Origin of the sequence: Allobosea sp. Root670 (assembly GCF_001429415.1) — a bacterium.
Taxonomy (GTDB): domain Bacteria; phylum Pseudomonadota; class Alphaproteobacteria; order Rhizobiales; family Beijerinckiaceae; genus Allobosea; species Allobosea robiniae.
In genome coordinates this window covers 649,042-667,119 of sequence record NZ_LMJU01000001.1, presented here as the reverse complement: position 1 = coordinate 667,119, position 18,078 = coordinate 649,042, and the positions used below count along the sequence as shown (strand labels likewise).

16 protein-coding genes are annotated in these 18,078 nt (G+C 67.0%); 9 read left to right on the top strand and 7 right to left on the bottom strand.

Features of this window, described 5'->3' with window-relative positions; translation table 11 throughout:
* Nucleotides 1–3 precede the first annotated feature (3 nt).
* Together ASE61_RS03065 and meaB are read right to left on the bottom strand one after the other, a co-directional pair.
* The gene (locus ASE61_RS03065) at nt 4–1,374 is read right to left on the bottom strand and encodes a TIGR03808 family TAT-translocated repetitive protein (protein WP_061964492.1); all 1,371 of its coding nucleotides are present in this window, start codon (nt 1,372–1,374) and stop codon (nt 4–6) included.
* Between the two features lie 85 nt (nt 1,375–1,459).
* The gene (gene meaB, locus ASE61_RS03060; RefSeq protein ID WP_061964490.1) at nt 1,460–2,449 is read right to left on the bottom strand and encodes a methylmalonyl Co-A mutase-associated GTPase MeaB; all 990 of its coding nucleotides are present in this window, start codon (nt 2,447–2,449) and stop codon (nt 1,460–1,462) included.
* Between the two features lie 130 nt (nt 2,450–2,579).
* Here meaB and ASE61_RS03055 point away from each other — a divergent pair, with 130 nt between their 5' ends.
* The 3 genes from ASE61_RS03055 to ASE61_RS03045 all read left to right on the top strand — a co-directional run bounded on the left by ASE61_RS03055 (nt 2,580) and on the right by ASE61_RS03045 (nt 5,769).
* Nucleotides 2,580–3,731, top strand: a complete 1,152-nt coding sequence (locus ASE61_RS03055) for an alpha/beta hydrolase (protein ID WP_162260057.1) — start codon at nt 2,580–2,582, stop codon at nt 3,729–3,731.
* A gap of 134 nt (nt 3,732–3,865) precedes the next feature.
* The gene (locus ASE61_RS03050; RefSeq protein ID WP_061964486.1) at nt 3,866–4,873 is read left to right on the top strand and encodes an alpha/beta hydrolase; all 1,008 of its coding nucleotides are present in this window, start codon (nt 3,866–3,868) and stop codon (nt 4,871–4,873) included.
* 11 nt (nt 4,874–4,884) lie between these two features.
* Nucleotides 4,885–5,769 (top strand): hypothetical protein, encoded by an 885-nt coding sequence (locus ASE61_RS03045; RefSeq protein WP_061964484.1) that lies wholly within the window; start codon nt 4,885–4,887, stop codon nt 5,767–5,769.
* Nucleotides 5,770–5,775: 6 nt separating this feature from the next.
* On the opposite strand, the gene ASE61_RS03040 is transcribed toward ASE61_RS03045, so the two are convergent.
* Nucleotides 5,776–6,246: an Lrp/AsnC family transcriptional regulator gene (locus ASE61_RS03040; protein ID WP_061964482.1), complete on the bottom strand. Its 471-nt coding sequence runs from the start codon at nt 6,244–6,246 to the stop codon at nt 5,776–5,778.
* Nucleotides 6,247–6,379: 133 nt separating this feature from the next.
* Between ASE61_RS03040 and ASE61_RS03035 the strand changes: the two genes are divergently transcribed.
* Nucleotides 6,380–7,663, top strand: coding sequence for a cystathionine gamma-synthase family protein (locus ASE61_RS03035; RefSeq protein WP_061964480.1), 1,284 nt, complete (start codon nt 6,380–6,382; stop codon nt 7,661–7,663).
* Nucleotides 7,664–7,676: 13 nt separating this feature from the next.
* Here ASE61_RS03035 and ASE61_RS03030 read toward each other — a convergent pair whose 3' ends face one another.
* Nucleotides 7,677–8,414 carry a DUF3750 domain-containing protein gene (locus tag ASE61_RS03030; protein WP_061964478.1) on the bottom strand — a complete coding sequence of 246 codons (738 nt, stop codon included), beginning with the start codon at nt 8,412–8,414 and terminating at the stop codon, nt 7,677–7,679.
* A gap of 165 nt (nt 8,415–8,579) precedes the next feature.
* Between ASE61_RS03030 and ASE61_RS03025 the strand changes: the two genes are divergently transcribed.
* From ASE61_RS03025 to ASE61_RS03005, 5 genes are all read left to right on the top strand, one after another.
* Nucleotides 8,580–9,692, top strand: coding sequence for a polyamine ABC transporter substrate-binding protein (locus tag ASE61_RS03025; protein WP_061964477.1), 1,113 nt, complete (start codon nt 8,580–8,582; stop codon nt 9,690–9,692).
* A gap of 26 nt (nt 9,693–9,718) precedes the next feature.
* Complete coding sequence (locus ASE61_RS03020) at nt 9,719–10,873, top strand: ABC transporter ATP-binding protein (protein WP_061965546.1); 1,155 nt, start codon at nt 9,719–9,721, stop codon at nt 10,871–10,873.
* Nucleotides 10,870–11,772: an ABC transporter permease gene (locus tag ASE61_RS03015; protein ID WP_061964475.1), complete on the top strand. Its 903-nt coding sequence runs from the start codon at nt 10,870–10,872 to the stop codon at nt 11,770–11,772. Before ASE61_RS03020 ends, ASE61_RS03015 begins: the two co-directional genes overlap by 4 nt.
* Nucleotides 11,769–12,557, top strand: a complete 789-nt coding sequence (locus tag ASE61_RS03010; protein WP_061964472.1) for an ABC transporter permease — start codon at nt 11,769–11,771, stop codon at nt 12,555–12,557. Before ASE61_RS03015 ends, ASE61_RS03010 begins: the two co-directional genes overlap by 4 nt.
* A gap of 97 nt (nt 12,558–12,654) precedes the next feature.
* The gene (locus tag ASE61_RS03005; RefSeq protein WP_061964471.1) at nt 12,655–12,927 is read left to right on the top strand and encodes a hypothetical protein; all 273 of its coding nucleotides are present in this window, start codon (nt 12,655–12,657) and stop codon (nt 12,925–12,927) included.
* 62 nt (nt 12,928–12,989) lie between these two features.
* Here ASE61_RS03005 and scpA read toward each other — a convergent pair whose 3' ends face one another.
* From scpA to ASE61_RS02990, 3 genes are read right to left on the bottom strand one after another with little or no spacing between them, the layout of a single operon-like run.
* Nucleotides 12,990–15,152, bottom strand: coding sequence for a methylmalonyl-CoA mutase (gene scpA, locus ASE61_RS03000; protein WP_061964469.1), 2,163 nt, complete (start codon nt 15,150–15,152; stop codon nt 12,990–12,992).
* Nucleotides 15,149–15,973 (bottom strand): bifunctional hydroxymethylpyrimidine kinase/phosphomethylpyrimidine kinase, encoded by an 825-nt coding sequence (gene thiD / locus ASE61_RS02995; protein WP_061964467.1) that lies wholly within the window; start codon nt 15,971–15,973, stop codon nt 15,149–15,151. The genes scpA and thiD overlap by 4 nt, the downstream gene beginning before the upstream one ends.
* A gap of 15 nt (nt 15,974–15,988) precedes the next feature.
* Nucleotides 15,989–17,962 (bottom strand): methylmalonyl-CoA mutase subunit beta, encoded by a 1,974-nt coding sequence (locus tag ASE61_RS02990; RefSeq protein ID WP_061964465.1) that lies wholly within the window; start codon nt 17,960–17,962, stop codon nt 15,989–15,991.
* Nucleotides 17,963–18,078: the final 116 nt, after the last annotated feature.

Sequence of the window (18,078 nt, the reverse complement as noted above, 5' to 3'; positions counted from 1 at the left end):
GCCTCAGCGCACCGCGTTGTTCGCGACCACGATGCCGGAGGCTCTCGCGTCGGGAGCCTTCGTCAGGTCGCCGGTGACCGGTTTGCCGTATTCGGTGCCGATCACGGCGCCGTCGCGAGCCTCGGAAATGACGTTGTTGGCGATCAGCGCGTTGCGTTCCTTGGGCACCAGCGAGACCGAGATGCCGATCCCGGTCTTGCGGATGACGTTGCCGGTGGCGGCGAGATTGCGCATGCCCCATGACCAGCCGAGCGCGATGCCGATATCGCTGGCGTCCTCTATGACATTGCCGGTCACTGCCGCTTCCGCCTCGACATGGATGCCGTAGCCTCCGGTCGGCTCCTTGCTGTAGGGCACAGCCTTGCGCGTCGCCTTGCGGATGATGTTGTTGGCGCAGACCGCCATGCGCCCGCCCTGGTCGAGATTGGTCATCGAGGCGCCCGACGCGCAGTCCTCGACATGGTTGTTGGCGATGATCGCGCCCTCGAAGGCGAATTCGCTGTAGAGAGCGACCTCGCCGCAGCGCCGCCCCTGGTTGCCGAGGATCTGGACGCCGGAGCCGGAATTGTTGCGGATGAAGCTCAGCGCGCAGTCGCGCAGCTGGTTGCCCTCGATGATCACGCCCCCGGCGCGGAAGACGCTGATGCCGTTGCCGTTCTGGCCGCTGCCGCCACCATCGGTCCTGATCCCCAGCACACGGTTGCCGCGAACGATCGAGCCGTCGTCGCCCGGCTGGCTGCGCCAGATCTGGATGCCGTTATTGCCGCAATCCTCGACCTGGTTCTGCTCGACCGTGAGGCCCTTCGAATCGATCGCGAACAGCGCTGCCTCCCGCATGTCGCGGAACCGGCTCGCGGTGACACGCCCGCCGCAGCGGTCAAGCGTCAGGCCGACCGAGCCGGCCTTGGCAAAGGCGCAGCCGGAAATGGTGATCTCGCCGACGTTCTCGGCCATGAGCAACCCGCTTCGCTGGGCAGCGGGGATGTCGAGCCCGTCGAAGCTCAGGCCGGTAAGCGCGGCCCGCCCAATATTGCGTGCGATCAGGAGGGGCTGGCCACTGGCCGTGACGAGATGCGTCTCGCCGGGCACGCCGATCATCCTGGCGCTCTCGGGCAGGGCGACGCCGCCGATCCGGTAGCGGCCGGGCGGCAGGAGAAGCGGCGCGCCGCGCGCAGCAGCTTGCTTGAGGGCAGCTTGGAGTTGCCGCGACTGATCCTCCGCGGCACCGGGGCGCAATCCGAGTTGGCCGGCGTCTAGGCCAAGCTGGCCGAGCGGGCCGGTGGCCGCGCCGCGCGATTGCGCAGCGGCGGGCAGAACGACCGAGGCCGTGCCGAAAAGGCCCATCGCGAGCACGTTGCGTCGGGAAAGCGCCATGGAAGCTCCTGTTCGGCCGGCGCGGGTCAAGCACTGTGCCAGCTTCACCTGTGTCGATCTGGCACCGAGGCTCGCTGCGCCGGGATCACAGCCCCAGCGCCCGCGCGATCTCGTCGGCGGCGGATGTCGGGGGGAGCTTTCCGGCGGCGACGGCCGCCTCCAGCTCCGGCGTGCGGGCTTTCAGGGCCGGGTCGTGCCGGAGCCTGGCTTGCAATCGATCCTGCACCATCGCCCACATCCATTTCACATCCTGCCGGCGGCGCTTTTCGGCGATCAGACCCTTGGTCTCGAAGCGGGTGCGGTGGTCCTCGATCCTGGCCCAGAGCTTGTCGAGCCCGAGCCCCGTCAGCCCCGAGATCGTCACGACCGGCGTGCTCCACAGGGGCGAGGCGGGGGCGAGGATATGGAGCGCGGCCTTGTATTGCGCGGCGGCTGCGCGCGCGGCCATGGCGCCGTCGCCGTCCGCCTTGTTGACCGCGATCATGTCGGCGAGCTCGATGATGCCCTTCTTGATGCCCTGCAATTCGTCGCCGGCATTGGGCAGCATCAGCACGAGGAAGAAGTCTGTGAGGTCGGCGACGGCGGTCTCCGACTGGCCGACCCCGACCGTCTCGACGAGTATCACGTCGAAGCCGGCTGCCTCGCAGAGCAGCATGGTCTCGCGCGTCTTGGCCGCGACCCCGCCGAGCGTGCCCGAGGAGGGGGAGGGGCGGATATAGGCGTTGGGATCGACCGCGAGTCGGGCCATCCGCGTCTTGTCGCCGAGAATCGAGCCGCCGGTCCGGGAAGACGAGGGGTCGACCGCGAGCACGGCAACCTTGTGGCCCGCTGCGGTCAGGTGGCTGCCGAGCGCGTCGATCGTGGTCGACTTGCCGACGCCGGGTACGCCGGTGATGCCGACCCGAATCGCTCGGCCGGTGTGAGGGAGCAATTGCTGGATCAGGGTCTGCGCCTGCTCGCGATGATCGGCGCGGCGCGATTCCGCCAGCGTGATCGCACGGGCCAGCGCAGCGCGCTCGCCGGCAAGAATGGCATCGCGCAGGGTGTCGGATGGGGAGCTGCTGCTGTCGACCATGCCGCCAGTTAGCAAGCTGCCGGCGCGGGCGACAAGGCGTCCTTGCACCACTTGCTTCATCACTGTGTCATGTGCGCATCTTGTGAATTCGCTGTTGCAGTGAGACGACTTGGCGATGATGTGCGTGGCGATGCGGCTTCGTGTTTTCCTGTTGGTCCTGCTTTTGCCGCTGGCGCTCGCAGCCTGCGGCACGCCGCGCGTGCTGGAGCTGAGCTCCGCTCCGAAGGCGGAGGTCGCAGGGACTGTCCAGATTTACGTCGCGACGACGCGCGAGGCCTCGGCGCAGCCGGTCTATTTCAGCGGCGAGCGCGGGCCGAAGCTCTCCTTCGCCCGCCTCGACATCACCGTGCCGCGTAATCACAAGCCCGGTGAGCTGGAACTGCCCGATTCGGGACCGGGCGACCCGGCGAAGCATTTCACCGCGACCAACCTCCAGAAGCTCGATCTCGCGCCGATCGTTTCCGACGTGCGCAAGGAACTGGCGCGGCGGCCAGCCTCCCAGCGCGACGTGCTGGTCTTCGTCCACGGCTACAACACGAATTTCGCCGATGCGGCCTATCGCTTCGCCCAGATCGTCTATGATTCCGGCTTCAAGGGCGTGCCGGTGCTGTTCACCTGGCCCTCGCGCGGACAGCTCCTTGCTTATCCCTATGATCGCGAAAGCGCCTTCTACTCGCGCGATTTCCTCGAGCTGAACCTGCGGGCCATCGCCCGGGATCTCGGCCCGTCGCGCATGGACATCCTCGCCCATTCAATGGGCACATTGCTGACGCTGGAGACGCTCCGCCAGGCTGCAATCCGCGGCGACGGGACCTTTGGCGGCAAGCTGCGCGATGTCATGCTCGCAGCGCCCGACGTCGATCTCGACGTTTTCAAGACGCAGATGCGCGAAATCCGGCGGCCGGTGACGGTCTTCGTCTCGGCCGATGACCGGGCGCTCGATTTCTCCCGACGCTTCGCCGGCGACAAGAAGCGGCTGGGCGCGGTGTCGAGCAAGGATACCGAGACGATCGCGGAGCTGGAAAAGCTCGGCGTGAGGCTGATCGACCTCTCCGAGGTCTCCTCCGGCGACAGCCTCAACCATGCGAAATTCGCATCCTCGCCGAAGGTCGTGCAGATGATCGGCCAGCGGCTGCAGCAGGACAAGGGCATTGGCTTCGCCGGGCCGCAATTCGGCGACAGGCTGGGCGACGTCGCCGGCGGCGTGATGGGCACGGTGGGATCGACCGTCGGGCTCGTCGTCACCGCACCGATCACCATCATCTCCGGCGCCACGCAGTGATGTCGCCTTGATGCAACGCGGGTGCTGCTTCGTGCAGGCGGCAGCACTCTCGCCCCATTCTGGCCGCGTTGGCCTGCCTTTAGAGGTGCGGCTGCCAGTTCGGCCCCTCAAATTCTGACCGGATGCCTCTCTCCATGCCCGTTACAAGGCGCGCCTTCTCATGCCGTTCGCTGGCGCTCGCCGCGTTCCTCCCGCTCGGGCTTGCCGCCTGCGCGCAGAGCGAGGCGAGCGTGTCGCCCTTCTCCGAGCCGGAACGCGCCGATATCTCGGCGCTCGGCAAGGACCCGCGGCTGCTCGTCATGACGACGCGCCGCTCGACCGGCAACGCGACGCCTTATTTCAATACCGATCGCGGCCCGCTGACCTTCGCCGAAGCGCAACTGTCGCCGCCCGGGCGCGGCATCGCGGGGCGTGTCTCCTCGGCGGTGAGCGGCGACTGGGCCGTGCTCGGCATTTCGCATGAAACGACGGCGGACGCGACGCGGGCACTCTCGGACGCCGTGAACGGGCGCGATGTGCTGCTTTACATCCACGGCTTCAACGAGAGCTTCGAGACGGCCGCCCGCAGCGCCGGCCAGTTGTCCCATTCGCTGGAGTTCCAGGGGCGCACGGTGCTGTTCACCTGGCCCTCCGGCGGCAAGCTCTTCGACTACGCCTACGACCGCGAGAGCGCGCTCTGGTCGCGCGACGGTTTCGTCCAGTCGCTGCAGGCGCTTGTCGCCAACCCGACCGTCGGCCGCATCCACATCGTTGCCCATTCCATGGGAACCTTCCTGACGCTGGAAGGCTTGCGCGAGCTGCGCGATTCCCGGGAAATCTACGCCCGGATCGGTTCGGTCGTGCTGGCCTCGCCCGATGTCGATATCGACGCCTTCGAGCAGACGGTGAAGAAGATCGGCCCCCTGGCCCAGCGCATGACCGTGATCATCGATCCCGGTGACCGGGCACTGGCCGTCTCCGCCCGCATCGCCGGCGGCGTCGCGCGGGCCGGCGCCGCGGATCGCTCGCGGCTGGAAGCATTGGGCGTCCGGGTCGCGGACACCTCCGGCCGGGGCTGGAGCATGCTGCGTCACGATCTCTTCCTGTCCAACAGCGAAGTCACCCAGGTCGTGCGCCGCGCCATGGACCGTGGCGGCGCCTGAAGGAGCGCAGAATGCTGCGGCTGATCGGGACATTGGCGGTCGTCGTGCTTGCGCCGGGCTTCGGCCTCTCCTCGGCCTTTGCCGAGACGCCGCCGCTCTTCGCCGGGACCGGGCCGGCCGAAAGCAGCTATGTCGATCCGCTGCCGGCCACGGTCGCGGTTTCGACCTATGCGCCGCCGGCCTGCGCGGCCAAGCCCTGCCCGCTGCTGATTGCGATCCACGGCATGGGCCGCAATGCGAGAGGCGCCCGCGACGCCTGGAAGACCGCTGCCGACCGAGGCGGTTTCCTCGTCCTCGCCCCACGCTTCGACAAGGAGCAGTTTTCGAGCCGCCGCTTCCAGCAAGGCAATGTGCGCGGCGAACCCGACAAGGCGAAATGGACATTCGGCCTGATCGAGAGGCTGTTCGATGTCGCCCGCGCCAGCGGCCGCGTCGCCGGAGGTAGCTACACGATCTTCGGCCACTCCGCCGGTGCCCAGTTCGTGCACCGCATGGTCATGCTGATGCCGGATGCGAGGATTGCGACGGCGGCCGTGGCGAATGCCGGCTACTACACGCTGCCGGTTCTCGCTGGCGAGCGCGCTTATCCCTATTCGCTGAAGGGCACCCCGGCTGTGGACGCCACGCTCGCAGCCGCGCTGTCCAAGCCGATGCTGGTGATGCTCGGCGACCGCGACACCGATCCCGACCATCCCCAGCTCAACAAATCCCGCGGTGCCGAGGAGCAGGGGCCGACCCGCTTCGCGCGCGGCGAGCATTTCATGGCCGCGGCCCGCGACGAAGCGCGCCGCCTCGGAGTGACGCTTCGTTGGCGCGAGGTCGTCGTACCGGGCGTGGCACATCAGCAGAGCGGCATGGCCGAGGCTGCTGGAGCCGAGCTGTTCGGCGTCCGTTGATAGCGTCTAGACCGGGGGCAGGCCGGAGCGCTTCTTGATCGTCGCCAGCGCGAAATTGGATTCGACCGACTGGATGCATTTCAGCCGCGTCGCCTTTTGCTTCAGGAAGCGCTCATAGCCCTCGATGCCGTCCGTGACGACGCGCAGCAGGTAATCCTGCGAGCCGGTCATCAGATAGCATTCGGCCACTTCGCTCCAGCTTTCGACGGCTTTTTCGAACTCGGATATCTGCTCCTGGTTCTGCTGGGTCAGCCGCACCGAGACGAAGACGCTGAAGGGCAGCCCATAGGCCTTCGGATCGACCACGGCCGTGTAACCCTGGATGACGCCGGTCTCCTCCAGCCGCTTCAGGCGTCTGAGGCAGGGCGTCGGCGACAGCCCGACGCGCTGTGACAGGTCCTGGTTGGTGATGCGCCCGTCCTCGCGCAGCACGGCGAGAATCCGGCGGTCGATGCTGTCGAGCACGATATGCTCCATCCCTGTCAAAATTGAGCAGAAAGCTGCTCAACGCATAGTAGGATGATGCTGATCGGCCAAGCAATGGCGCGCTGATCGGAATAATCTGGCGGCAGAAACCGGCCTGCGTTGCAGGATCTAAAGGGAGACGGCCATGAGCGCAGACAACTACCACAAGGACCGGATCGCCAACCGCAAGCTCCATCCCGAGACGCTGATGATGGGCTTCGGCTATTCGCCGGCCATGTCGGAGGGGTCGTTGAAGCCGCCGGTCTTCCTGACCTCGACCTTCGTTTTCGAGAACGCCCAGCAGGGCAAGGACTTCTTCGACTTCACCTCCGGCCGGCGCCAGCCCAAGCCTGGCGAGAAGCCCGGCCTGGTTTATTCGCGCTTCAACCACCCGAACATGGAAATCCTCGAGGACCGTCTGGCGATCTGGGACGAGGCCGAGAAATGCGCCGTTTTCGCCTCGGGCATGGCCGCGATCGCGACGACCTGCTTCGCCTTCCTGCGCCCGGGCGACACGATCCTGCATTCCCGCCCGCTCTATGGCGGCACCGAGACGCTGCTGAAGAACCAGATGGGCGCTTTCGGCGTCACGCCCTTCGGCTTCACCGATGGTCTCGATATCGAGCAGATGCGTGAGGTCGCGCGCGCCGCCGCCGCCAAGGGCCGCGTTGCGATGATCCTGGTCGAGACGCCCGCCAACCCGACCAACGGCCTCGTCGACCTCGCCGCCTGCAAGATGATTGCGGACGAGCTGGAGAAGTCACAGGGACATCGCCCGCCGGTCGTCGTCGACAACACCATGCTCGGCCCGAAATACCAGAAGCCCTTGAAGCAGGGCGCCGATCTCTCGCTGCTCTCGCTGACCAAATATGTCGGCGGCCATTCCGACCTCGTCGGCGGCTCGATCAGCGGCTCGGAAGCCCTCGTGCGGCAGGTTAAGGCCTGGCGCGGCTCGCTCGGCACACAGGCCGATCCGAATTCCTGCTGGATGCTGATGCGCTCGCTGGAGACCCTCGACATCCGTATGAGCCGGGCCAACGAGAACGCCAAGCTGGTGGCGGAATACCTGGAGAGCCATCCGAAGGTCGCCCGGGTCCATTATCTCGGCAATCTCAAGGACGGCGACCCGCGCAAGGCCGTCTTCGACCGCCAGTGCACGGCGGCGGGCTCGACTTTCGCCTTCGACGTCAAGGGCGGCGAGAAGGAGGCTTTCGCGCTGCTCGACAACCTCCAGATCATGAAGCTTGCGGTCAGCCTCGGCGGCACGGAGACGCTGGTCTCTCACCCGGCCGCGATGACCCATTCCGGCGTCGCTCGCGAACTGCGCGAGGAAATCGGCCTGACCGATGCGCTGATCCGCATTTCGGTCGGTATCGAGAATATCGAGGACCTGATCTCGGATCTGGCGCAGGCCTTCGAGGCGGTCTGACCGCTTCGAAGCCCTAGACCCCGATCCGTCCCCAGCCCGGCAGCTTCAGCGCCGGGCTGCGCAGGTCGAGCCCGGCGACGAGGCCGAGCAGGTTGATCTCGACGCCCTCGACCCAGCCCACGGTCACGCCGGCGAGGCCATAGAGCGAGGCCTGGATGCCGGTGCGGCTGGCGGTCAGCCCGGCGAAGAGGCCGTCGTCGCGCCAGTCCTTGCCGAGCGCTGTCGGCGGCAGCGCCTGATGGAGCTCGGGCACCTCGGCCAGGACATGCTGGACGAAGCTGTTCGAGTTCGGGCCCGGCCAGGCGAGATAGCTGCCGGGGCTGGAATAGGCGTAATCCGCCACGGCTGCCCTTATGCGCGGGATCAGGCGCTCCGCTGCCTCACCCCGGATTTCGACGACGGATTCCGGCATGTTGCCGAACCAGCGGCCATCGGCCTCGCGATGGTTGACCCTGAGCGGCGCACCCCAGCCGACGACGTCGAAGCGCGTATAGGCGCTGGCGCCGCGCTCCTTCACTACGATCCAGGAATGATGGGCGAAGATGCCGCGCCAGCGGCCAACGCGGGCGGCGAAGACATGCACCGTCGCTTCGGGCTCGACGGAAGCCGCGGGCAGCAGCTTTGCGCTCGTCCAGTCGGCGCGTCGCCAGTCCGGCGCGTGCGTCTGCCAGTACCACCAGCCCGCATGGCTCGCGAGCGGCAGCAGGAAGGCGATCGCGAAGAACAGCAGGAAGCGGCGGAACAGGCGCATGCGGTACGGTATGTGTATGGCGGCGCGAGCCGGCAAGGATGCGGTCGTTCACGCTTGCGTCAGGCGCAGCTTGCCTGTGCGCGGGCGTTCCGTCGCGCCCCGCTGGCGGTTGATGCCTGGGGGAAAGCTGGTAGCGTGCGCGCGCCAACACGATGGAGGGGCGGATTGGGTAGGACGGCGAAGCGACTGACCGAGGCGATTGCGGCTTGCGCGATCGGACTGGGACTTCTGGCCACACCAGTGGCCGCGCAGGACAAGCAGCTGCGCATCTTCAACTGGTCGGACTATGTCGATCCGGAGGTGCTCGACGCCTTCAAGAAGGAAACCGGCATCACCGTCGTCTACGACACCTTCGACCAGATGGAGACGGTGGAGACCAAGCTTCTCGCCGGCAAGACCGGCTACGACCTGATCGTCGTCACCGCTTCCTTCCTGCCGCGCCATATCCCGCTGGGCCTCTACCAGCCGGTCGACAAGGACAAGGCGCCGAACCTCAGGAATATCTGGCCGGAAATCCAGACACGGCTCGGCAAGTACGATCCCGGCAACAAATACGCCGTGAACTACATGTGGGGCACCACCGGCATCGGCTACAACGTCGCAAAGGTGAAGGAGCGGCTCGGCCCCGATGCGGTGGTCGATTCCTGGAAGATCGTCTTCGAGCCCGAGCAGCTCAAGAAGCTGTCGAACTGCGGTGTGCATGTGCTCGACGCAGTCGAGGAGATGTTCCCGGCGGCCCTGCGCTATCTCGGGCTCGATCCGGACTCGAAGAAGGAGGCCGATCTCAACAAGGCCGGCGAGCTCCTGCGCAAGATCCGCCCGCATATCCAGAAGTTCCATTCCTCGGAATACATCAACGCGCTGGCGAACGGCGACATCTGCCTGGCCGTCGGTTATTCCGGCGACATCCTTCAGGCGAAGAAGCGCGCCGAGGAGGCCAAGAACGGCGTCCAGATCGCCTATTCCATCCCGAAGGAAGGCGCGCTGATGTGGTTCGACTCCTTCGTGGTCCCGAAGGATGCCGGCAATGTCGACGCAGCGATGAAGTTCATCGACTTCGTCAACAAGCCGGAGATGGCCGCAAAGAACTCGGACTTCATCCAGTATGCCAACGGCAACCTCGCTTCGAAGCCGTTCCTGTCGGCGGCGGTGCGCGACAATCCCGGCATCTATCCGTCGGACGAAGTGATGGGGCGGCTCTACACGATCACGCCCTATGACCAGAAGTCCCAGCGGCTGGTGAACCGGCTCTGGACCCGCGTCAAGACCGGCAAGTGACCGGCTCCGGACAGGTCGCGAGCACCATGAAGAAGACCTCGCCCGGCAGCGTGCGCCGGGCCTTCCAGCCCTGGAACGACCCGGCGGCGAAGCCGCTGGTGGAGTTCCGGGGCGTGACCAGACGCTTCGGCGACGTTACCGCCGTGGGCGATCTCTCGCTCGCGCTCTACCGCAGAGAGTTCTTCGCGCTGCTTGGGCCTTCCGGCTGCGGCAAGACCACGCTGATGCGCATGCTCGCCGGCTTCGAGACGCCGGATGCCGGCACGATCCTGCTCGATGGGCAGGACATCACCGGCATTCCGCCGCATCTGCGGCCGATCAACATGATGTTCCAGTCCTATGCGCTGTTTCCGCATCTCAGCGTGGCCAGCAACATCGCCTATGGGCTGAAGCGCGAAGGGCTGCCGCGCGCCGAGATCGAACGGCGCGTCGAGGAGATGCTGGCGCTGGTCAAGCTCTCGGGCCTGGGCGGGCGCAAGCCGCACCAGCTCTCCGGCGGCCAGCGCCAGCGCGTCGCGCTGGCGCGGTCGCTGGCCAAGCGCCCGAAGCTGCTGCTGCTCGACGAGCCGATGGCGGCGCTCGACAAGAAATTGCGCGAGCAGACCCAGTTCGAATTGATGGACCTACAGAGCGAGCTCGGCCTCACCTTCATGGTCGTCACCCACGACCAGGACGAGGCCATGACCATGGCCGACCGCATGGCGGTGATGGACCATGGCAAGCTTGTCCAGATCGGTCCGCCCGACGTGATCTACGAGGCGCCGGCCAACCGCCACGTCGCGGAGTTCGTCGGCGACATCAACATTTTCGAGGGCCGGATCGCAGCCGTCGACGGCGAGCTGGTCCGGGCCGAGATGCCGCATGTCGGCACCGTCGAGCTCGATGAGGAGGCGCTGGCGCTGAAGCCGGGTGAGCCGCTTGTCGTCGGCATCAGGCCCGAGAAGATCGAGATCGGTCATGACGAGCCGGGGCAGGCCGTCAACAAGGTCGCGGGCGAGATCTGGGATATCGGCTATCTCGGCGACTTCACCATGATCCAGGTCATGCTCGGCGGCGAGGGTGGCCAGCTCGTCAAGGTCGCGCTCGCCAACCGCACGCGCCGGATGGCCCGCCCCTTCGCCTGGGACGACAAGGTCTGGCTCTCCTGGGATGTCGAGGCCGGCGTAGTGCTGCCGCCATGAGCGCGGTCGCTTCGCTGCAGCGGCTTCGCCGGCTCGTCGTGGCCGTGCCTTATCTCTGGCTGGCGCTGTTTTTCCTCGCGCCCTTCGCCATCGTGCTGCGCATGGCCTTCTCGCAGTCTGCGATGGCTCTGCCGCCCTATGCGCCGCATTGGGAAGGCCTCGCCCGGCTCGGCGAGTTTCTCTCGCAGCTCGACCTCACGAATTTCAGCCTGCTGGGCGACGATCCGCTCTACTGGCAGAGCTATCTCTATTCCTTGCGCATCGCGGCGCTGACGACCGTCTTCGCGCTCGCGATCGGCTATCCGCTCGCCTATGCCATGGCCGCGGCTCCCGCGCGCTGGCGCGGCCTCCTGCTCGTCTTCGTCATCTTGCCGTTCTGGACCTCCTTCCTGATCCGCGTCTACGCCTGGATCGGCATCCTCAGGCCGGAGGGGTTGCTCGATGCGACGCTCGGCCTGCTCGGCTTCGAAGGCGAACCCCTGCGTCTGCTCAATACCGAGACGGCCGTGCTGCTCGGCATGGTGTATTCCTACTTGCCCTTCATGGTGCTGCCGCTCTTCGCGACGCTGGAGAAGCTTGACCGCGGCCTGCTGGAGGCGGCTGCAGATCTCGGCGCCACGCCGGTCACGGCCTTCCTGACAGTGACGCTGCCGCTCTCGCTGCCGGGCATTCTGGCCGGTTCCGCGCTGGTCTTCATTCCGGCGGTGGGTGAATTCGTTATCCCCGACCTGCTCGGCGGCCCCGACACCGTGATGATAGGCAAACTGCTCTGGAGCGAGTTCTTCTCGAACCGCGACTGGCCCTTGGCCTCGGCCGTGGCGGTGGTGCTGCTCGTCGTGCTCGTCCTGCCGCTCGTCCTGCTCCAGCGCGCGCGGTTGCAGCGGGAGGTGGCGGCATGAGCCGGCTCGGTCCCGGATTGATCCTGGCGCTGATCGTCGGCTTCGCCTTTCTCTACCTGCCGATCCTGACGCTCGTCGCCTACTCCTTCAACGCTTCGCGGCTGGTGACGGTCTGGGGCGGCTTCTCGACCCATTGGTACGACGCGCTGATGCAGAACCAGCCGCTGCTTGATGCCGCCTGGCTCTCGATCCGCCTCGGTTTCGTCTCGGCGACGCTGGCGACGATCCTCGGCACGCTGGCGGCACTCGCTCTGGCACGGCATGGCCGCTTCCGCGGGCGCATGCTGTTCTCGGGCATGGTGCTGGCGCCGCTCGTCATGCCCGAGGTGGTGACGGGGCTGTCGCTGCTGCTGCTCTTCGTCGCCGTCGATGTCGAGCGCGGTTTCTGGACGGTGACGATCGCCCACGCGACCTTCAGCCTCGGCTTCGCCTGCATCGTCGTGCAGTCGCGGCTCGCTGGTTTCGACCGCTCGCTGGAAGAGGCGGCGCAGGATTTGGGAGCCACGCCCTTCGTCACCTTCTGGACCGTGACCCTGCCCTTGATCTGGCCGGCGGTCGCGGCAGCCTGGATGCTGGCCTTCACGCTCTCGCTCGACGACCTCGTCATCGCGAGCTTTACCACCGGGCCGGGCGCGACGACGCTGCCGATGCGGCTCTATTCGGCGGTGAAGCTCGGCGTCTCGCCCGAGATCAATGCCGCCTGCACGATCATGATCGGGGCCGTCGCCGTCGTCGTGATCGCGGCTTCGCTGCTTTTGAAGCGCGAGCAAGCGTCGGGCAGATAAACGACGGCTGAACGGCGCCCTCAAAGCCCGTTCAGCCACGACCTGCGAATGTCCGATCCGTGGCAGGGTGATCCCTGCCGGAACAGGACATGAGACCATGTTTGGCAATCGCGCCCGGATCGGTTTGGCAGCCCTTGCGCTTAGCGGCGCGGTACTCGCAGTTTCGGCATTCGCCGGGGTGGGCGAGGCGCAGGCCTTCGGTGGCCGCTATGAGCGCTCCTACGAGCGCCCGGCCTACGGCTATGGCTGGCGCCCGGCGCCGCCCGCCGTCCACGGCTTCTGGGGCCAGCGCCGCTGGCATCGCTATTCCGACAGTTACGGCATGCGGCAGCCTGCGCCGCGCTACGGCTATGGTTACGGCTGGCGGTAAGTGTCGCCACGTCGGTCGTAATCATGGGGCGGGCGCTGCCGGCTGGCAGCGCCCGCCTTCTTTTATTCAGCCGCCGTCCGCTGGGCGTAGCCGAGACGCTCGTTCAGTTCCTGCAGCAGCTTCTCGGCGGCGTCGGCAATGACGGTGCCCGGCGGGAAGATCGCCGAGGCGCCGGCCTCGATCAGCGTATCGAAATCCTGCGGCGGGATGACGCCGCCGACCACGATCATGATGTCCGGCCGGCCGGCTTTGGCCAGCGCCGCCTTCAGCTCCGGCACCAGCGTGAGATGTCCTGCCGCGAGCGACGAGACGCCAACGATATGGACGTCGTTCTCGACAGCCTGCCGTGCCGCCTCGTCGGGAGTCGCGAAGAGCGGGCCGATATCGACGTCGAAGCCGAGATCGGCGAAGGCCGAGGCGATGACCTTCTGGCCGCGATCGTGCCCGTCCTGGCCCATCTTGGCGACGAGGATGCGCGGGCGGCGCCCATCCGATTCCTCGAAATCCTGGCAGAGCAACTGGACGCGCGTCACGGCTGGGTTCATGTCGCCGACCTCCCGCTTGTAGACCCCCGAGATCGCCTTGATCTCGGCCCTGTGGCGCCCGAAGACCTTCTCCATCGCGAGCGATATCTCGCCGACCGTCGCCTTGGCGCGGGCGGCCTTCACCGCGAGGTCGAGCAGGTTTCCGTTGCCGGACGCGCCATTGGTCAGCGCGGTGAGGGCAGCTTCGACCTCGGTCTCGTTGCGCTCGGCCTTGAGGCGCCTGAGCTTGTCGAGCTGCTGGGCACGGACCGCGGCATTGTCGACCTTGAGCACATCGATCGCCGCTTCGCTTTCCGGCTTGTAGCAGTTGACGCCGATGATCGCCTGCTGGCCGCCATCGATGCGCGCCTGCGTCTTGGCGGCGGCCTCCTCGATGCGCAGCTTCGGGATGCCGGCTTCGATCGCCTTGGCCATGCCGCCGAGCTTCTCGACCTCCTGGATATGGCCCCAGGCCTTCTCGGCGAGCTCGGCGGTGAGCCGCTCGACATAATAGGAGCCGCCCCAGGGATCGATGATCCGGGTCGTGCCGCTCTCCTGCTGGAGCAGGATCTGGGTGTTGCGGGCGATGCGGGCCGAGAAATCGGTCGGCAGCGCCAGCGCCTCGTCGAGCGCGTTGGTGTGCAGCGACTGGGTATGCCCCTGGGTCGCCGCCATCGCCTCGATCATCGTGCGCGGCACGTTGTTGAACACGTCCTGCGCCGTCAGCGACCAGCCGGATGTCTGGCAATGCGTGCGCAGAGGGAGGGACTTCTCGTTCTCGGCGCCGAAATCCTTGACCAGCTTCGCCCAGATCAGCCGGGCGGCCCGCATCTTGGCGACTTCCATGAAGAAGTTCATGCCGACCGCCCAGAAGAAGGACAGGCGCGGCGCGAAGACGTCGACGGAGAGGCCAGCGCGCTGGCCGGCGCGGATATACTCGACGCCGTCGGCGAGCGTGTAGCCGAGCTCAAGGTCCTGCGTCGCTCCGGCTTCCTGCATGTGATAGCCGGAGATCGAGATCGAGTTGAATTTCGGCATGTTCGCCGAGGTATAGGCGAAGATGTCGCCGATGATCCGCATCGAGGGCGAGGGCGGGTAGATATAGGTGTTCCGGACCATGAACTCCTTGAGGATGTCGTTCTGGATGGTCCCCGAGAGCTTGGCCTGCGGTACGCCTTGTTCTTCCGCCGCGACGATGTAGAGCGCCAGCACCGGCAGCACGGCGCCGTTCATCGTCATCGACACGCTCATCTGGTCGAGCGGGATGCCTGAGAACAGCGTGCGCATGTCGTAGATCGAGTCGATCGCGACGCCGGCCATGCCGACATCGCCGGCGACGCGCGGATGGTCACTGTCGTAGCCGCGATGGGTCGCGAGATCGAAGGCGACGGAGAGGCCCTTCTGCCCGGCGGCGAGGTTGCGCCGGTAGAAGGCGTTGGAATCCTCGGCCGTGGAGAAGCCGGCATATTGCCGGATCGTCCAGGGCTGGTTGACATACATGGTCGGGTAGGGGCCGCGCAGATAGGGCGCGATGCCCGGCAGGCTGTCGACGAAGGGCAGGCCGTCGCGGTCGGCCGCCGTATAGACCGGCTTGACCGGGATATCCTCGGGCGTCTGCCAGGCTTCGCCCGTGGGCAAGGCACTGGCGGCGGGGCGAGCCCCTGCGAAGGCGAGCTTCGTGAAATCCGGGATCGCGGTCATGACTGGCTCCCCTCGGTCCTGTCCCACCAATGGTGGAAATGATGCACCGGTCCGTGGCCTTGGCCAACCGCAACCTGATCGGCGGCAGCGATGGCTGCCGAGATATAGGTCTTGGCATGGCCGACGGCCTCCGGCAGCTCCAGTCCCTTGGCCAGATTGGCGGCAATGGCGGATGACAGCGTGCAGCCGGTGCCATGGGTGTTGCGCGTTTCGAGCCGTGGCGCGTTGAAGCGCTGGCGCGCGCCGCCTGCGAGCAACAGAAGGTCGCTGCTGATCTCGCCGGTGCCGTGCCCGCCCTTGACGAGAACGTTCGCTGCGCCGAGCGCCGCGAGCTTCTCGGCCTGCTCGTCCATCGCTTCATCGGTTTCGGCCGGGCTGGTGCCGAGCAGGGCGGCGGCCTCCGGCAGGTTCGGCGTGATCAAGGTCGCAAGCGGGAATAGATGCGTGCGGATCGCCTCGACGGCCGCGCTTTCCAGCAGCCGTGCCCCGGAAGCGGCGATCATCACTGGATCGAGAACGATGTTCTTCGCGCCGTGGCGCTTCAGCCCGGCCGCGACGGTCTCGATCAGTTCGGCCGTTGCCAGCATGCCGATCTTGACCGCCCCGACGTCCAGATCCTCGAACACCGCGTCCATCTGCTGGGCGACGAAATCGCGCGGCACGGCATGGATGGCCCTGACGCCCCTGGTGTTCTGCGCGGTCAGCGCGACGATGACGCTGGCGCCATAGACCTGATGCGCCGCGAAGGTCTTGAGATCGGCCTGGATGCCGGCGCCGCCGCTCGAATCCGAACCGGCGATGGTGAGGGCGATGGCAGTCAAACTCTTAGTCTCCGGTCAGGCGCCTGCGATGGCCTGCGCTTGCGTGAGCGTCTCGACCACGTCGCAGCCCATATAGATGAACGTGGCGACGCCCGCCTTGTTCAAGGCCTCGGGCTCGGTCGGTCGACCGGCGAGCCAGACCGTCGCGCCAGCCTTGGCGAGCGCCTCGGCCGCCGCCGCGCCTTCGGCGGCATAGGCCGCATCCGAGCCGCACAGGCAGGCGAGCTTCGCACCCGAAGCGCGGAAGGCGCCGGTGAGGGCGTCGAGATCGGTTGCTCCGTCCTTGGCGAAGCCGTCGCCGCTTGGCGCGGCGAGCCCGCCTGCCTCGAACAGGTTGCGGGCGAAGCCGGCGCGGGCGGTGAAATCGGCGATCGGGCCGAGCGTCGCCAGGAACACGACCGGGCGCTTCGATTGGGCGTCGGCCTTGTCGCGCAGCGCCTCGAACGGCTCCGACAGCCTGAGCGAAGGCAAAGGCTCCGCTTGCAGGGCCGTGCCGGGCGCGGCCAGCGCATCGGCCCGGCCGGCTCCGCCGGCGAAGGAGCGGATAATCTCGCTCTGGTTCCGCTCGGCGAGACTGCCCTGCGTGCGCTGCCTGTCCAACCTGATTGGCGTGACGGCGAGTACCGCAGCGACGTTTTCGTGGATATTCGGGAATTCGCTGGTGCCGGTGATCGGCTCGCGCCGCGTCGCCACGGCCTTGGCGCGGGCCGCGCGCTGCTCCGCCAGCATCTTCTGGAGATGACCGTCGACCAGGGCTGCGACGATGCCGGCAAGATCGCCGCTGCGCTGCTGCTCGATCTCCTGGAAGATCTGCCAGGCCTGCTCGCAGAGCGTCTGCGTCAGCGTCTCAAAACCGCCGGCGCCGGCGGCGGGATCGGCAACGCGCCAGAGATTGCTCTCCTCCAGCAGGATGAGCTGGGTGTTGCGGGCGACGCGGCGCGCGAAGGCATCGGGCAGGCCGAGCGCGGCGGTGAAGGGCTGGACGGCGATCGAATCCGCGCCGCCGATTCCAGCAGAGAAGGTGGCGACGGTGCCGCGCAGCAGGTTGACGTTGGGATCGCGCTTCGTCAGCGAACGCCAGGCGGTCTCGGCATGAATGCGCGCCGGCTTCGGCGTGAGGCCGCAGGCCTGCTGGACGCGGTTCCAGAGCAGTCGCGCGGCGCGGAACTTGGCCACCGTCAGGAATTCGTCGGTGTCCGCGACCAGCGTAAAGGCCAGCGCATCGCGCGCCTCGGACAGCGTCATGCCCTGCGCTTCGAGCGTGCGCAGATAGGCGACGGCCGTGGCAAGCACCGCGCCGAGCTCCTGCGCCTCGCTGGCGCCGGCCTCGTGATAGGGCCGGCTGTCGACCTCGATGAAGGGCCCGGCGAAGCCGCGTTCCTTGAGCGTGCGGATCGTTGCCGCCAGACGGCGGCCAAGCTCGGGCCAGGGCGCCGCCAGCGAGCCGCGGCTGGCGAAGACGCCGATTGGATCGAGGCCGAAGGAGACGGAGAGTTCGCTCGGCGCATGCCCGCGCTTCTGGATCAGGGCCGCCAGCAGCAGCGCATTGATGCGGCCCTGCGGGGCCGGATCGAGCCGCAGATGGATGAGATCCAGCATCACGCCGTGGAGCGCGGCATCGAGCGTCGACACGTCGTCGGCGACGAGGCCGTATCCTCGCGCACCCAATGCTCCGGCGAAGCTGATGGTCAGGGTGTCGGCGCCGCCTTCGAGATCGGCGAGAGCCAGTGTCCGCGCCTCGTGCGGATGCGGATGGTCGAGACGGGCAGCGACATGCCAGCGTCCGGCCTCGGCGCGCAGCGCCCGTGCAGGCGCGGAGGCAGCGGGATAGAGCGGCTCGATGCGGATGCCGTCGGCGGTCCGGCCGACGAGCTTCTTCTCGAAATCGGCACCCTTCAGGACCTTGTCGACCGCCGCTCGCCAGGCGTCATGTGACGGCGCTGCGAAAGCGTCGAGATAGGGAAGGTCGGATGGGGCAGCCGAGTTCATGCGCGCCGATGCTCCTCTTCCGCATAATGTGCAGTCGTGGAACGCTGATTGCCATGGGGGCGCGCGCACCGCCACCCCTACTTCGTCGCAAGGCAGGTGCGAGAATGCAAAAACGC

Bases quoted from the DNA above. Each gene is read 5' to 3' on its own strand.
- ASE61_RS03065 (WP_061964492.1), bottom strand. From the start codon at position 1,374: ATGGCGCTTTCCCGACGCAACGTGCTCGCGATGGGCCTTTTCGGCACG.
- meaB (WP_061964490.1), bottom strand. From the start codon at position 2,449: ATGGTCGACAGCAGCAGCTCCCCATCCGACACCCTGCGCGATGCCATT.
- ASE61_RS03055 (WP_162260057.1), top strand. From the start codon at position 2,580: ATGCGGCTTCGTGTTTTCCTGTTGGTCCTGCTTTTGCCGCTGGCGCTC.
- ASE61_RS03050 (WP_061964486.1), top strand. From the start codon at position 3,866: ATGCCCGTTACAAGGCGCGCCTTCTCATGCCGTTCGCTGGCGCTCGCC.
- ASE61_RS03045 (WP_061964484.1), top strand. From the start codon at position 4,885: ATGCTGCGGCTGATCGGGACATTGGCGGTCGTCGTGCTTGCGCCGGGC.
- ASE61_RS03040 (WP_061964482.1), bottom strand. From the start codon at position 6,246: ATGGAGCATATCGTGCTCGACAGCATCGACCGCCGGATTCTCGCCGTG.
- ASE61_RS03035 (WP_061964480.1), top strand. From the start codon at position 6,380: ATGAGCGCAGACAACTACCACAAGGACCGGATCGCCAACCGCAAGCTC.
- ASE61_RS03030 (WP_061964478.1), bottom strand. From the start codon at position 8,414: ATGCGCCTGTTCCGCCGCTTCCTGCTGTTCTTCGCGATCGCCTTCCTG.
- ASE61_RS03020 (WP_061965546.1), top strand. From the start codon at position 9,719: ATGAAGAAGACCTCGCCCGGCAGCGTGCGCCGGGCCTTCCAGCCCTGG.
- ASE61_RS03015 (WP_061964475.1), top strand. From the start codon at position 10,870: ATGAGCGCGGTCGCTTCGCTGCAGCGGCTTCGCCGGCTCGTCGTGGCC.
- ASE61_RS03010 (WP_061964472.1), top strand. From the start codon at position 11,769: ATGAGCCGGCTCGGTCCCGGATTGATCCTGGCGCTGATCGTCGGCTTC.
- ASE61_RS03005 (WP_061964471.1), top strand. From the start codon at position 12,655: ATGTTTGGCAATCGCGCCCGGATCGGTTTGGCAGCCCTTGCGCTTAGC.
- scpA (WP_061964469.1), bottom strand. From the start codon at position 15,152: ATGACCGCGATCCCGGATTTCACGAAGCTCGCCTTCGCAGGGGCTCGC.
- ASE61_RS02990 (WP_061964465.1), bottom strand. From the start codon at position 17,962: ATGAACTCGGCTGCCCCATCCGACCTTCCCTATCTCGACGCTTTCGCA.